This window comes from Marinobacter excellens LAMA 842, assembly GCF_001574445.1.
GTDB classification, from domain to species: Bacteria; Pseudomonadota; Gammaproteobacteria; order Pseudomonadales; family Oleiphilaceae; genus Marinobacter; species Marinobacter shengliensis.
Map to the genome: position 1 here is coordinate 322,162 of NZ_LOCO01000002.1, position 14,262 is coordinate 336,423.

Here is a 14,262-nt window from a genome sequence, read left to right on the forward strand (position 1 = left end):
CGGCGCTGTGCATGATGGCCGTTGTGGCAACGGCCTCTGCGGAACAGGGTAACAGCTCTCGCGATGCCGCTGAAGAGCTGGCTTCCATGTTGCGCAGTTACCAAACCTACCAGGCCGATTTCATCCAGATTGTGGTCAATGAAAATGGCAACCGGGTTCAGGAAACCCGCGGTTCCCTCAAGGCCAAGCGCCCGGGTCTGTTCTACTGGGAGACCGGTGCGCCTTTGTCCCAGTTTATTGTCAGTGACGGCGACACGGTGGAGGTTTACGACCCGGATCTGGAACAGGTCACTATTCACACCCTCGATGACCGGGTGCAGACAACACCGGCGCTGCTTCTGAGTGGCGAAGTGGATAATCTTGAGGAAACCTACGATGTGAGTGAGCGCCGGATGGGTGACAATACCCGCGAGTTCACACTGGTTCCCAGGGGCGCCGATTCCCTGTTTACATCCTTGCGCTTGAGCTTCTACAACGGTGAGCTCCAGGAAATGAGAATGGAAGATTCGCTGTCTCAACTGAGTATTCTCAGCTTTGACCGGATAACCCTGAATCAGGAACTGGACAACAGTGCCTTCCGCCTGGAATACCCCGAGGAGGTGGATATTATTCGGGACGGTGCCTGATGCAGGACAACCTGTTTGAGCCCGAGGCCGGATTCCAGCCCCTTGCGGCCAGAATGCGGCCGACCAACCTGGACGAATACGTTGGCCAGGCTCATCTGGTCGGCCCCGGAAAACCGCTCAGGCGCGCCGTAGAACAGGGCCAACTGCATTCGATGATTCTCTGGGGGCCACCCGGAGTGGGCAAAACCACCTTTGCCCGGCTGTTGGCCAACGTGGGTGACTTGTCCTATGAAACGCTCTCTGCCGTGCTCAGCGGCGTCAAGGATATCCGGGATGTGGTCGAGCGGGCCCGCAACCGCAAGCAGTCCCAGGGCAGGGACACGCTGCTGTTCGTTGACGAGGTGCACCGGTTCAACAAAAGCCAGCAGGATGCATTTCTCCCACATATTGAAGATGGCACCTTCATTTTTGTGGGTGCCACCACGGAAAACCCCTCTTTCGAACTGAACAGCGCGCTCCTGTCGCGGACTCGCGTGTATGTGCTCAAAAATCTGGACAAGCCGGACATCCTTGAGCTTCTGAATCGAGCGTTGGTTTCGCCGGCGGGTTTCGGTGGCAGCCTGCAGGTTCCAGCGGAGGTGCTGGATAACATGGCTGAAGCTTCTGGAGGCGATGCACGGCGCGCCCTGAACATTCTGGAGGTGGCCGCCGATCTGGCCGAGCCTGATAGTACCGGACAGAACGTCATAACTGCCCAGACTCTGGAACAGGTGCTGCAAACCAGTCTGCGCCGTTTCGACAAAGGCGGCGATGTGTTCTATGACCAGATCTCCGCGTTGCACAAATCCGTGCGTGGCTCCAGTCCCGATGGTTCCCTGTACTGGCTTTGCCGTATGCTGGATGGCGGCTGTGACCCCCTGTATGTGGCGCGGCGCCTGGTGCGGATCGCCAGCGAAGACATCGGTAACGCAGACCCCCGTGCCCTGCAAATTACCATGCAGGCCTGGGATGCCCAGGAGCGGTTGGGGTCGCCGGAAGGGGAGCTGGCGCTGGCCCAGGCCGTCACCTACCTGGCGCTGGCGCCAAAGAGTAATGCCGTGTACAAGGCGTTCAACCAGTGCATGGCGGACATCCGAAAGGATCCTGATTACGAAGTGCCGGTGCACCTGCGTAATGCTCCTACCAAGCTGATGAAAAGCCTGGGCCACGGTGATGAATATCGCTACGCCCATGACGAACCGGACGCTTACGCTGCCGGAGAGTCTTACCTGCCTGAAGTGATTCACCAGCGCCGTTACTATCAGCCGGTCATGCGTGGACTGGAGATCAAACTGGCTGAAAAGCGCCAGCGCCTGGATGATCTCGATGCCCGAAGCGGCAAAAAGCGTTATTGATGTAACCCTCATGCCGCAAATTACCTGGCCCTCGGCCCGGGGATGGTGGTCAGCAGAACCACGGCAGGTATAATGCCGTGATATCCATACTATTCGTTAACCGGAAAATTCAGGAAGATCATGCTCGATCCGAAACGTGTCCGTTCACAGACTGAAGAAATTGCCCGTCGGCTGGCTATCAAAAACTTCGAGTTTGACGTTGCCACCTTCGAACGCCTTGAGGAACGCCGTCGAGCCATTCAGGTTCGTGCGGAAACGCTGCAGAGCGAGCAGAACAAACGGTCGAAATCCATTGGTAAGGCCAAAGCGGCGGGTGAAGACATCAAACCGCTACTGGAAGAGGTGGACAATCTCAAGCAGCAGAAGGCCGAAGCTGAGGAGGAGTTGCGCTCAGTACAGGAATCCCTGAACGCGTTTTTTGCCGGCATTCCCAATCTGCCGGATGAAGACGTTCCACCGGGCGCCAACGAAGACGACAACGTAGAGACCCGTGTATGGGGCACGCCGCGTAACTTTGATTTCGAACCCAGGGACCACGTTGCTCTGGGCGAACAGCTCAAGGGTCTGGACTTCGAGAAGGCCACCCAACTGGCGCATTCCCGCTTTGCCGTCATGCGCGGCCAACTGGCGAAGCTGCATCGGGCACTGGCTCAGTTCATGCTCGACCTGCACACAGAAGAGCATGGCTATACCGAAGCCTATGTGCCGTACCTGGTCAATGCCAACGCGCTGTTCGGTACCGGCCAGCTACCCAAGTTTGAAGAGGATCTGTTCCGTACCGCCGGTGACAACCCGCTGTACCTGATCCCGACCGCCGAAGTGCCGGCGACCAACCTGGTGGCCGACAGTATTCTCGAGGTCAGTGAAATGCCGCTGCGGATGGTTTGCCATACCCCCTGTTTCCGCAGCGAAGCGGGTTCCTACGGCCGGGATGTGCGTGGCATGATCCGGCAGCATCAGTTCGACAAGGTTGAACTGGTGCATGTTGTGCGCCCCGAGGACTCCACCGAGGCGCTTGAACAGCTCACTGGGCATGCCGAGAAGGTGCTGCAGTTGCTGGAACTGCCGTATCGTGTGGTTACCCTGTGTGGCGGCGACATGGGCTTCTCCGCAGCGAAGACCTACGATCTGGAAGTGTGGCTGCCTGGGCAGGGTAAATACCGGGAAATTTCATCCTGCTCCAACACCCGTGATTTTCAGGCACGGCGTATGCAAGCACGTTGGCGCAACCCGGAAACCGGAAAGCCCGAGCCTGTTCATACCCTGAACGGATCGGGTCTGGCCGTTGGCCGTGCGATGATCGCGGTGATGGAGAACTACCAGCAGGAGGACGGCAGTATTCTGGTTCCGGACGTTCTCAAACCCTATATGAAAGGCATTGATCTGATCCAATGAGCGAACCATTCACGGATGCACCAGGAAGGGGCGTCAAGGCAGGGCCTGCACCAGTTCGGTACAGGCCCAACCCGGTAACCGAAAACCCGAATAATTCTGCGGGCGAGGTCGCCCTGGTGGGCGCCGGCCCAGGTGATCCTGAACTTCTGACCCTCAAGGCCTGGCGCCTGATCCAGTCCGCCGACGTTATTCTCTACGATCGGCTGGTTTCCCCGGAAATACTCTCCCTGATCCCCGATAACGTTGAGGTGGTTCATGTCGGCAAGCAGCGCTCAAATCACACGTTGCCGCAGGATCAGATCAACCAGCGCTTGGTGGAGCTGGCCCGGGAGGGCCAAAAAGTGGTGCGCCTCAAGGGTGGTGACCCGTTCATCTTCGGCCGCGGCGGCGAAGAGATTGAAACGCTGGCGGCTGCCGGTGTTCGCTTTCAGGTGGTTCCCGGCATAACCGCAGCGTCCGGCTGTGCGGCCTATGCGGGCATTCCGCTGACTCACCGGGACCACGCCCAGTCGGTGCGCTTTATTACCGGGCATTTGAAAAACGATACCTGCGATTTGCCCTGGTCAGACTTCGTGCAGAATAATCAGACACTGGTGTTCTACATGGGTTTGGTGGGATTGCCGATTATCTGCCGGCAATTGATTGGCCATGGCATGACACCAGATATGCCGGTGGCGCTGGTGTCCAAGGGCACAACCGCCGACCAGAAAGTGGTGGTGGGCACGCTCAGTGATATTGTTGGCAAGGTGGAGAACAGTGGTGTTCAGGCGCCCACTCTGGTGATTATCGGTCACGTGGTCGGGCTCAGAAGTCGCCTGGAATGGCGGGGAGCTGTAGAGGGCGCCTGAGGGAGGAGAAGTAAAGCGAGCCAGTGTATTCGTAGCACGGGGCGCCGAAGCTGATCGGCTACCCCGTGAATCCTGTCAGCGCGCTCAGGCGTTACGCTTGGGCAGCACGTCTTTGAGCTTTTCGCGCATATCCCGAATGGCTTTCTCGGTGGTTTCCCAGTCAATACAGGCATCGGTTACCGACACGCCGTATTTCAGGTCTGCCAGGTTTTCCGGAATGGACTGGTTACCCCAGTTGATGTGGCTTTCCACCATCAGGCTCTGGATAGACTGGTTGCCCTCCAGGATCTGATGGGTCACATCCTGCATGACCAGAGGCTGAATGGCCGGATCTTTGCTGGAATTGGCGTGGCTGCAATCCACCATGATCGACTTGCGCAGATTGGCTTTGTCCAGCGCCTGCTCGCACAGTGCAACACTCACGGAATCATAGTTCGGTTTGCCACCGCCGCCGCGCAACACCACGTGGCCATAGTTGTTGCCCTTGGTGCGGATGATGGCCACCTTGCCTTGCTGGTCGATGCCCAGGAAGCTGTGGGGGTGAGAAACCGATTTCATGGCGTTAACGGCTACGTCCAGGCTGCCATCAGTGCCATTCTTGAAGCCAATGGCCATGGACAGGCCGCTGCTCATTTCCCGGTGGGTTTGAGACTCGGTGGTGCGGGCGCCAATGGCGGACCAGGCAATGGTGTCTTGCAGGTACTGGGGGGAGATTGGGTCCAGGGCCTCGGTGGCGGTTGGCAGACCCATCTCGTTGATATCCAGCAGCAAGCGACGGCCAATGTGCAGGCCCTGTTCAATATCGAAGGTATCGTTCAGGTGTGGGTCGTTGATCAGGCCTTTCCAGCCAACGGTGGTGCGCGGTTTCTCGAAATATACCCGCATCACCAGCAGCAGGGTATCGCTGACTTCGTCGGCGAGTTTTTTCAGCCGGGCAGCGTAATCGCGGGCTGCCTCCACATCGTGGATAGAGCAGGGGCCAACCACGATAAACAGGCGGTGGTCTTTGCCATCCATGATGTCGTAAATGGCCTGGCGGCCAGAGGCTACGGTTTCGGCAGCTTCATCTGACAGCGGCATTTCGTTCTTCAGCGCTTCAGGAGTGATCAGTGGTTCCTGGCTGGCCACGTTCAGGTTTTCCAGTTTCTTGCCCGACATCTTGTTGTGCTTCCCCGAATCAGATCGTTACATCACCGGGTAACGCTGTCATTATGGGCCCGGTGTTTAATAATTAACGCGAATGGTGCCGGTCTGCAGTTGCTGTAAACCCCGGCGAGTTGGTTATACTGCGTTATTTGAAGACCCTTTTCAACGCTTCCAGTCAACAGGTAACGGATGTCGCCGCCAGCCAGGAAACCACAAGCAGACTCTTCCCCCCGAAAGGTGGTTTCAGAGAGGATTACGCAGGTTCTTTCGGGTATCCGGGTGCCGGATTTACCCTATCCGGCCGGAAAATCGTCACCTGAGTCCAATGCCGATTGGCGCCCGCTGTTGTTTTCCTGTTGGACGGAACAACGGGACGAGCGGGTAACGGACGTTCTGCGGTCGGTGCAGATCGAATGGACCGTGCGCCAGGTCAATGCAGCCTATCTGTCTGACCGGATAATGGACGTGTTCCTGAAAACCAGTGGTTTGCATCGTGCCCTGGTCAGTCGTATTGCCAGATTACGGTTCTGGCTGGCGTGGCAGCTCGATACCCGCGGAACCAATGTGTTCAGCGACGTTGTTCTTGACTGGTTGGACAACCTGCAGGAGTGGCGGGGGTGGAGTGATACCGGGGGGCGATCATCCAGGGTGTTGCTGGACCAATTGGACAGCCTGGTTATCGCGGTGTCCGGCAGCTTTGAAAGTGGCCAGCCCGAACTGGTGGAGAGCTATTGTCAACAATGGCTTGATGACCGGGAGAAAGGTGAGCACCAGGTCAGCCGGTTGCGTGAACGTCTTCTTGAGACCGAGCGTGGTGCTTCGCGGCAGCGTCTTGCCGACCAGGTTTCCCGCGCGCTGATCGGCAGGGCACTGACAGGGCGTGAGTTACCGGTGGTCATCAGTCGATTCATCATCGAGGACTGGTACAAGGTTCTCAAACAGAGCGTCTGGTCCGAGGGCACAGACAGTGAGCTGTATCGACACGCCAACAAACTGCTCGAGTGGTTGGTATGGCTTGGTGATCCTGCACTGTCGGACAGAGACCGGAACCGGCTTTACCATGTAGGCGAGCAGATAGGAGGCCGGATACAGGATGTGTGGACCCGGGCCCTCGGCCAGGGGTTACCGGAGAACGCTTTGGCGGATATTCAGACGGTTATCGTAGCGCGTATCCGCGGCGAGGTGCCGGAACTCAAGCCTGCCCTGGGTAGCGGCACCAGTCTGACCTGGGACAGCCGTTGGCTATCGCTGGCTTCGGTAGACCCGCAACAGGCCGAGGGCTTTATCGGCCGCTGGTTTGTCGAAGGTGAGGGCGCCGCTGAGCAAAGGCGTTATTTGTTCGCGCTGCTCGAAGATAGTGGGGAAGTGCTCTGGACCAACGGCGCCGGCGTCAAGCTCGGCCTGCAGGACTGGGCGCTGTTCCTGGCAGATCTTGAAGCCGACACCCTGCGGCCCTTACCGGCTCCGACACCGTTTGGTGAGGTGCTCTCGGAAACCGTGAACCTGTTGTTCAAAGTGTGCGAGAAACAACAGAAGCAACGTGAAGAGGCGGCTCGGGAAGCGAGGGCTCGGGCAGAGGCACTGCGAAAGGAGAAGGAAGCCGCCGAGCGCGCAAGAAAGGCCGAAGAAGAGGCAAAACAGGCAGCCCTGGAGCAACAGAGGGCCGAAGTGGAACGGCAGCGCCAGGAAGATGAGAAAGCGGAGCACGAACGTCTCCAGAAAGAACGTGAGCTGGCGGCGGCCAAACAGGTGGATAGTATTGGTTTGGGAGGCTGGATTGTACTGGCCGCCCAGAAGGATGATGAGGAACCGACCAGGCTGAAACTGGCGGTCAAGATTTCTGCATCCCGGAAGTTCGTGTTCGTGGACCGTCTGGGGCTTAATCGCCGTGAGTTTCTACACGATGAGCTGGTATCCGGGGTTGTATCAGGCCGCATCCGGATATTGGGGAGTGCAGCAGAGTTCGACGACACCCTGAGCCGGGTTGTTGGCCGGATCCGTGTTGGCCGTAACTGAGGATGGCTTATGGTTGATGATAACTACGAGTTCGGAAGCTCCCAGGGGTTACCCGGTGGGCAGGACAATCGCGAGGAATATCGTTTAACCGCCAGGGCTCGGGCATGGCTGTGGCTTGAGTCACCTGAACCGGATGTTGAGGTACAGGATGCCGTTCCTCTTGAATGCCAGATTCGCGATATTTCGGCGAGGGGCCTGAGCCTTGTCTCGTCGGAGCCGTTGGTGCTGAACTCGTTGCTGATGGCGGAGATCAGTCTTGGGCACAAAACGCAGCGGTTTCGGTTAATGGTGGAGGTTGTGTGGTGCCGTGAAACGGGCCAGGAATACCTGATGGGTGTCCAGATTCTGGAATCGGATGAGACGGATTATCTGGAATGGATGGATGCGGTTGCCACAGCCCTTGCTGAGAGTTGAACAAATAAGCCGGCATGGAGCCGGCTTATTTGATGACTTCACAGGATGACAATCAGGATTCCAGTTCGCTCATCCCGGTGATGTTAAAGCCGCCATCCACGTAGAGAATCTCACCAGTAATACCAGAGGCAAGATCGGACGACATGAACGCTGCGGCGTTACCGACTTCTTCAGTGGTGACGTTGCGGCGAAGGGGAGCCTGCTTGGCGTTCTCGGCCAGCATTCGGCGGAAACTCTTGATGCCGGAAGCAGCCAGAGTCTTGATAGGGCCTGCGGAAATACCGTTTACCCGGATACCTTCCCGGCCAAGGCTGGCGGCCATGTAGCGCACGTTGGCTTCCAGTGAGGCCTTGGCAAGCCCCATGACGTTGTAGTTCTGCAGAACCCTTTCCGCACCGAGATAGCTCAAGGTCAGCAGGCTGCTGCCCTCATGCATCATCTTGCGAGCGCCCTTGGCCAGTGCGACAAAGCTATAGGAGCTGATGTCGTGGGCGATACGGAAACCGTCACGGGTGGTCACATCCACATAGTTACCGTCGAGTTCATGCGCTGGCGCGTAACCAACAGCGTGAATAATGATGTCGATGTTATCCCAGTGTTTGTTGAGCTCGGTGAACACAGCGTCAATCTGCTCGTCACTGGCCACATCGCAGGGGAACGTCAGCTGACTGCCCCACTGATCCGCGAATTTCTCAACCCGGGACTGAAGCTTTTCGTTCTGGTAAGTGAAGGCCAGTTCAGCGCCTTCACGGGCGAATGCCTCGGCGATGCCGTAGGCGATGGAATGTTTGCTGGCTACACCAACAATCAGTGCTTTCTTGCCACTGAGGATTCCCATGGGTATCTGCTCCCTGTGTTCCTTGGTTTCAGCGCATTATCCCCGACATGCGTCGGCTGGGGTAACGGTCAATTGGTCGTAGGCTGATAAAAGAAAGCCGCGGTCAGCAGTTCCCGGGTGTAGTCCTGTTTCGGTGCCCGGAAAATAGCCTCAGCGGCCCCGTACTCCACTATCTGGCCGTTCTTCAGCACCAGCAATTTGTGGCTGAGTGCCCGAACGACAGCCAGATCATGACTGATAAAGATGTAGCTTAGCTTATATCTGGCCTGAATTTCCCGTAAAAGCTCAATCACTTGCTTCTGGACGGTCCGGTCCAGGGCGGAGGTAGGCTCATCGAGAATGATCAGTTCCGGCTGCAACACCAGTGCCCGGGCGATGGCAATGCGTTGTCGCTGCCCGCCGGAAAATTCGTGGGGGTAACGGTGCCTGGCGTCTGGGTCCAGCCCCACATCCTTCAGTGCCTGAATCACTCTGGCGTCGTGTTGCTCGGCATCGTTGGTGTCGTGTATCTCTAGCCCTTCACGGACAATTTCAGCCACCGACATCCGGGGGCTCAGACTACCGAAAGGATCCTGAAAGACAATCTGGACCCGCTTGCGCCAGGGTCGGAACTGCTTCTGGGACAGAGGCCCAAGTTCGGTTCCCGCCAACCGGATACTCCCGGTGCTGGCGGTTAACTTCAGTAGCGCATGTCCGATGGTGGTTTTGCCACTGCCGCTTTCACCGACAATACCCAGTGTCTCGCCTGGTTGCAGGGCAAAACTCACGTTCTGAACCGCGTGGAAACTCTCCTTGACCTTGCCCAGCAGGTTCTTGCGAATGGGGAACTGAACATTCAGCCCCGTGACTTCCATCAGTGTTCTACCACCATCCGTCGGTGGGAGAGGGTTTTCTGGTGGTTCCGCATCAATGAGCTTCCGGGTATAGGGGTGCGCAGGCGCGGTGAACAGTTGCTCGGTGGCGGCTTCCTCAACGCATTGACCCTGTTCCATAACCACCACTCTATCCGCATAGCGGCGGACAATGCTCAGGTCGTGGGTGATCATCAGAATGGCCATGCCGAGTTTCTGTTTCAGCGATTCCAGCAACTCCAGTACTTGTTTCTGTACGGTCACATCCAGAGCCGTGGTGGGTTCGTCAGCGATTAGCAGATCCGGTTCGTTGGCCAGGGCCATGGCGATCATGATCCTCTGTTTCTGGCCACCGGACAGCTGGTGTGGGTAGCTGTTCAGGCGCCGCTCTGGCTCGGGAATGCCCACCAGGTCGAGCAGTTCAATACAACGCTTTCGGGCCTGGGGGCCACGCATGCCCTTGTGTAGCTCCAGAGTTTCGGTGATCTGCTTTTCAACCGTGTGTAAGGGGTTGAGCGAGGTCATGGGCTCCTGGAAGATCATGCTGATCTCCCGGCCGCGGATTTGCCTCAACCTGCTATCGTTTGCGCCCAGCAAGTCTTCGCCACGATACAGAATCTTGCCAGATGGATAACGGGCGTGCCGGGCATCCAGTAACCTGAGAACAGACAGGGCCGACACCGATTTGCCAGAGCCGCTTTCGCCCACCAGCGCCAGGGTTTCCCCAAGGCGAACCCGCAGCGACAGGCTGTCTACGACCAACGGGCCGTTATCAAAGTGGATGGACAGATCCGAGATGGTCAGGAGCTCACTCATATCAGTTCTTTCTCGGGTCAAAGGCATCTCGTACGGCTTCGCCTACAAATACCAGGAGCGTCAGCATCACCGACAGGGACACAAAGGCAGAAATGCCCAGCCAGGGGGCATGGAGGTTGGCCTTGCCCTGGGCAATCAGCTCCCCCAGGGATGGTGAACCGGATGGCAGGCCAAAGCCCAGGAAATCCAGCGAGGTAAGCCCGGTAATGGCCCCGGTCAGGATAAACGGCAAAAAGGTGAGGGTGGCCACCATGGCGTTCGGCAGAATGTGCCGGAACATGATGTGCCGGTTACCCAACCCGAGCGCCCGGGCCGCTTTTACGTATTCGAAGTTTCTCGCCCGCAGGAATTCGGCACGAACCACATCCACCAGCCCCATCCAGCTGAACAGCAACATAATGCCCAGCAACCACCAGAAGTTGGGCTGGACAATGGCGGAGAGGATAATCAGCAAGTACAGCATTGGCAGGCCGGACCAGATCTCGATAAAACGCTGGCCGAACAGGTCCACCTTGCCGCCGTAAAAGCCCTGAATGGCACCGACGATCACGCCGACAATGCAGCTGGCGATGGTCAGGGTCAGGCCAAAAACCACGGAAATCCGGAAGCCGTAGATGACCCGGGCAGCCACGTCCCGGCCCTGGTCGTCGGTCCCCAGCCAGTGTTCGGCGCTGGGTGGCGCGGGCGAGGGTACGCTCAGTTCATAGTTGATGGTGTCGTAGCTGAACTTGATCGGCGGCCAGAGTATCCAGCCGTTGGCCTCTATTTCGTCCCGGATGAAGCGATCCCGGTAGTCGGTTTCCGTGGGCAGAAAGCCGCCAAAGGTTTCCTCCGGCACCATCTGTACCACCGGGAAATAGACATCGCCCTGATAGGAGACCACCAGTGGCTTGTCGTTGGCGATCAGTTCTGCCACCAGGGAAAGACCGAACAGGGCCAGGAAAAGCCACAGTGACCAGAAACCACGGCGATTATTCCTGAAATTCCGCAGTCGGCGCTGTTGGATGGGAGTCAGTCGGGGCATGGTTATGCGCCCTCCCGGCTTTCAAAATCGATGCGCGGATCTACCAGCACATAGGTGATGTCGCTGATCAGCTTCAGAATCAAACCCATCAGCGTGAAGATGTAGAGAGTGCCGAAAATCACCGGGTAATCCCGGTTAAGAGCCGCCTCGAAGCCTAGCAGGCCAAGGCCGTCCAGGGAGAAAATCACTTCGATCAGCAAAGACCCGGTAAAGAACAGGGACACCAGAACACCCGGCATGCTGGCGATCACTATAAGCATGGCGTTGCGGAACACATGGCCATAGAGTACCTGTTTTTCTGCCAGTCCCTTGGCACGGGCCGTCACCACGTATTGTTTACCGATTTCATCCAGGAACGAGTTCTTGGTGAGCAAGGTAAGGGTGGCAAAGCCGCCAATCACATTGGCGGTCACCGGCAAGGCAAGGTGCCAGAAGTAATCAGCGATCTTCTGGTACCAGTTGAGCTCATCGAAATTCGGAGAGGTCAGGCCCCGGAGGGGGAACCAGTCGAAATAGCTGCCGCCGGCAAACAACACGATCAACAGAATAGCAAACAGGAAGCCGGGAATGGCATAGCCCACCACGATGGCAGAGCTTGTCCAGACATCGAATCGGGAGCCATCTGACACCGCTTTGCGAATGCCCAGGGGGATGGAAATCAGGTAAATGATCAGGGTTGACCAGAGCCCCAGGGAAATGGAAACCGGCATCTTGTCGATGATCAGCTCAACGACGGTACGGTCCCGGAAAAAGGATTCGCCGAAATTGAACGTGGCGTAATCCTTGAGCATCTTCAGGAAGCGTTCATGGGCGGGCTTGTCGAAACCGTACATCACCTCGATTTCTTTCAGCAATTCCGGTGGCAGGCCCCGGGAACCCCGGCTGTCGCCGGAGCTGGTGACGACTTCGCCACCGGTATCACCACCGCCCGCCCGTGCCAGGGCACTGCTGCCGTGGCCTTCCATCTGGGCAATAAGCTGGTCAACCGGGCCGCCCGGTGCGGCCTGAACAATGATGAAATTGAGGAGCATAATCCCCACCAGTGTGGGGATGATCAGAGCAAGCCGCCGGAGAATGTAGATGCCCATTTAGGGGAGGAATCCTTTCATTACAGCGTTGGTGACAGTCGGTGGATCAGCGGTTGATCCACCAGTTGTTCAGGTCGATACCATTTTTCGGTGTGACCTCAGGTCGCTGTAAATGGTTCCAGTAGGCTACCCGGTCTTTGGTCAGGTACCAGTGCGGAATCACATAGTGACTGTGCAGCAGTACCCGGTCGAGGGCGCGCACACGGTGCACCAATTGTTCCCGATCCGGTGCCTGGATCACCATGTCGACTAACTGATCTACCACGGGGTCGTTAACACCCATGAAGTTTCGGGAGCCGGATACGTCCGCGGTGCTGGAGTGCCAGTATTCCCTCTGCTCGTTGCCGGGGGAGTCGGATTGCGGAAGCACCTGGGTGATCATGTCGAAGTCAAAGCTGCGCACCCGTTGAATGTACTGGTTGCTGTCAACAAGGCGCACGGTGACGTCTATGCCCAGGCGTTCCAGGTTGCGGGTAAAGGGCAGTACCACACGTTCAAAACTCTTCTGGAACAGCAGCACTTCAAAGCTCAGTTGCTTGCCGCTTTCCTCATGCACCATTTTGCCGCCACGGATGCTGTAGCCGGCCTCGTTCAGCAGTTCCATGGCTGCCCGCAGATTGTCGCGCATGGACCGGCTGTCGCTGGTGTCAGGCGGAGTGTATTCGCGGGTAAAGACCTCCGGGTTCAGCTGATCGCGGAAGCGTTCAAGGATGTCCAGTTCAGGGCCTTGAGGTAGACCGGATGAGGCCAGTTCACTGTTTTCGAAATAGCTGTTGGTTCGGGTGTACTGGTCAAAGAACAAGTTGCGGTTAGCCCACTGGAAGTCAAAGCCGTAAGCCAGGGCCTGGCGGACCTTCGGGTTACTGAATACCGGCTTTCGGGTGTTGAAGACAAAACCCTGCATACCGCTTGGGCGTTGATGAGGGATGGCCTCGCGAACGATTCGGCCATCTTCGAAACGCCGGCCGGTGTAGGCGGTTGCCCAGTTCTTTGCGGAGGTTTCCTGGCGGAAGTCGAAGTTGCCTGCTTTGAAGGCTTCCAGCGCTACCGTGTCATCGTTGTAGTATTCGTACTGGATGCGCTGGAAATTGAAACGTCCCACACGTACAGGCAGGTCTTTTGCCCAGTAGTCTTCAACCAACTCATAGGTAACAGAGCGCCCAGCATCGAACGAACCAATGCGGTAGGGCCCACTGCCCACCGGAACGTCCAGACCGTTTCGACCAAACTCCCGCTCTTCCCAGTAATGGGCTGGGAGGATGGGCATCTGCCCCAGGATCAGAGGCAGCTCACGGTTTTCGGTGTCACCGAAATCGAATCGGATACGATGGCTATCTTCAACGGTGACCTTGCTCACGTCCGCATAGTAGTTGCGGTAGAAGGGGTGTCCTTCGGTGGTCAGGATACGGTGCGAGAATTCGACGTCTTTGGCGGTGATCGGGGTGCCATCCTGAAACCTGGCTTCTTCCCGCAAATTAAAGATCACATATCGGCGGTCCTCGGGAAACTCCACGCTCTCGGCAATTAAGCCATACTCGGAGAACGGCTCATCCGAGGATGATTCCATCAGTGTGTCATAGACGTAGGTGCTGACGCCGGCGGCTGCCACGCCCCGAATCACAAACGGGTTGAAGCTATCGAAGCCGTTGGATACCACGGACAGCTTCAGGGTGCCGCCCTTTGGGGCTTCAGGATTGACGTAATCGAAGTGGCTGAAGCCTTCCGGGTACTTCAACTCACCGTGCATGGCGATCCCATGCACGGGCGCTAGGAGTCTGCGCGGCAGAAGCTCGTTTCTGGCATAATAAACCGAAAATTTTTCGGCAACAGGACGTCTGATGGGAACCACTTTCCGCCCGTACTCGC

12 protein-coding genes are annotated in these 14,262 nt (G+C 57.4%); 6 read left to right on the forward strand and 6 right to left on the reverse strand.

What is annotated here, in order from left to right; translation table 11 throughout:
- Positions 1–11: 11 nt before the first annotated feature.
- The 4 genes from lolA (at position 12) to cobA (ending at position 4,203) form a co-directional block, all read left to right on the forward strand.
- Complete coding sequence (lolA, locus tag J122_RS03550; RefSeq protein WP_228704052.1) at positions 12–626, forward strand: outer membrane lipoprotein chaperone LolA; 615 nt, start codon at positions 12–14, stop codon at positions 624–626.
- Positions 626–1,960, forward strand: coding sequence for a replication-associated recombination protein A (locus J122_RS03555; RefSeq protein ID WP_061331151.1), 1,335 nt, complete (start codon positions 626–628; stop codon positions 1,958–1,960). The genes lolA and J122_RS03555 overlap by 1 nt, the downstream gene beginning before the upstream one ends.
- A 120-nt stretch (positions 1,961–2,080) precedes the next feature.
- Positions 2,081–3,355: a serine--tRNA ligase gene (serS, locus tag J122_RS03560; RefSeq protein WP_061331152.1), complete on the forward strand. Its 1,275-nt coding sequence runs from the start codon at positions 2,081–2,083 to the stop codon at positions 3,353–3,355.
- Complete coding sequence (gene cobA / locus J122_RS03565; RefSeq protein WP_061331153.1) at positions 3,352–4,203, forward strand: uroporphyrinogen-III C-methyltransferase; 852 nt, start codon at positions 3,352–3,354, stop codon at positions 4,201–4,203. The genes serS and cobA overlap by 4 nt, the downstream gene beginning before the upstream one ends.
- 84 nt (positions 4,204–4,287) lie before the next feature.
- Here cobA and J122_RS03570 read toward each other — a convergent pair whose 3' ends face one another.
- Positions 4,288–5,361 carry a 3-deoxy-7-phosphoheptulonate synthase gene (locus J122_RS03570; protein WP_061331154.1) on the reverse strand — a complete coding sequence of 358 codons (1,074 nt, stop codon included), beginning with the start codon at positions 5,359–5,361 and terminating at the stop codon, positions 4,288–4,290.
- Between the two features lie 267 nt (positions 5,362–5,628).
- Between J122_RS03570 and J122_RS03575 the strand changes: the two genes are divergently transcribed.
- Both J122_RS03575 and J122_RS03580 read left to right on the forward strand, forming a co-directional pair.
- Positions 5,629–7,365: a DUF1631 family protein gene (locus J122_RS03575; RefSeq protein WP_227510075.1), complete on the forward strand. Its 1,737-nt coding sequence runs from the start codon at positions 5,629–5,631 to the stop codon at positions 7,363–7,365.
- Positions 7,366–7,374: 9 nt separating this feature from the next.
- Positions 7,375–7,779 carry a PilZ domain-containing protein gene (locus J122_RS03580; RefSeq protein ID WP_061331156.1) on the forward strand — a complete coding sequence of 135 codons (405 nt, stop codon included), beginning with the start codon at positions 7,375–7,377 and terminating at the stop codon, positions 7,777–7,779.
- Positions 7,780–7,831: 52 nt separating this feature from the next.
- Here the strand turns inward: J122_RS03580 and J122_RS03585 are convergent, their stop codons facing one another.
- The 5 genes from J122_RS03585 to J122_RS03605 all read right to left on the reverse strand — a co-directional run bounded on the left by J122_RS03585 (position 7,832) and on the right by J122_RS03605 (position 14,143).
- Positions 7,832–8,617, reverse strand: a complete 786-nt coding sequence (locus J122_RS03585) for an enoyl-ACP reductase (protein ID WP_061331157.1) — start codon at positions 8,615–8,617, stop codon at positions 7,832–7,834.
- A gap of 68 nt (positions 8,618–8,685) precedes the next feature.
- Positions 8,686–10,284 (reverse strand): ABC transporter ATP-binding protein, encoded by a 1,599-nt coding sequence (locus J122_RS03590; protein WP_061331158.1) that lies wholly within the window; start codon positions 10,282–10,284, stop codon positions 8,686–8,688.
- A gap of 1 nt (position 10,285) precedes the next feature.
- Positions 10,286–11,308 (reverse strand): ABC transporter permease, encoded by a 1,023-nt coding sequence (locus tag J122_RS03595; RefSeq protein ID WP_061331159.1) that lies wholly within the window; start codon positions 11,306–11,308, stop codon positions 10,286–10,288.
- A 2-nt stretch (positions 11,309–11,310) separates the two neighbouring features.
- A complete protein-coding gene (locus J122_RS03600) occupies positions 11,311–12,396 on the reverse strand; it encodes a microcin C ABC transporter permease YejB (protein WP_061331160.1) in 1,086 nt (361 codons plus the stop codon).
- 46 nt (positions 12,397–12,442) lie between these two features.
- Positions 12,443–14,143 (reverse strand): extracellular solute-binding protein, encoded by a 1,701-nt coding sequence (locus tag J122_RS03605; protein ID WP_061331161.1) that lies wholly within the window; start codon positions 14,141–14,143, stop codon positions 12,443–12,445.
- Between the last annotated feature and the right edge of the window lie 119 nt (positions 14,144–14,262).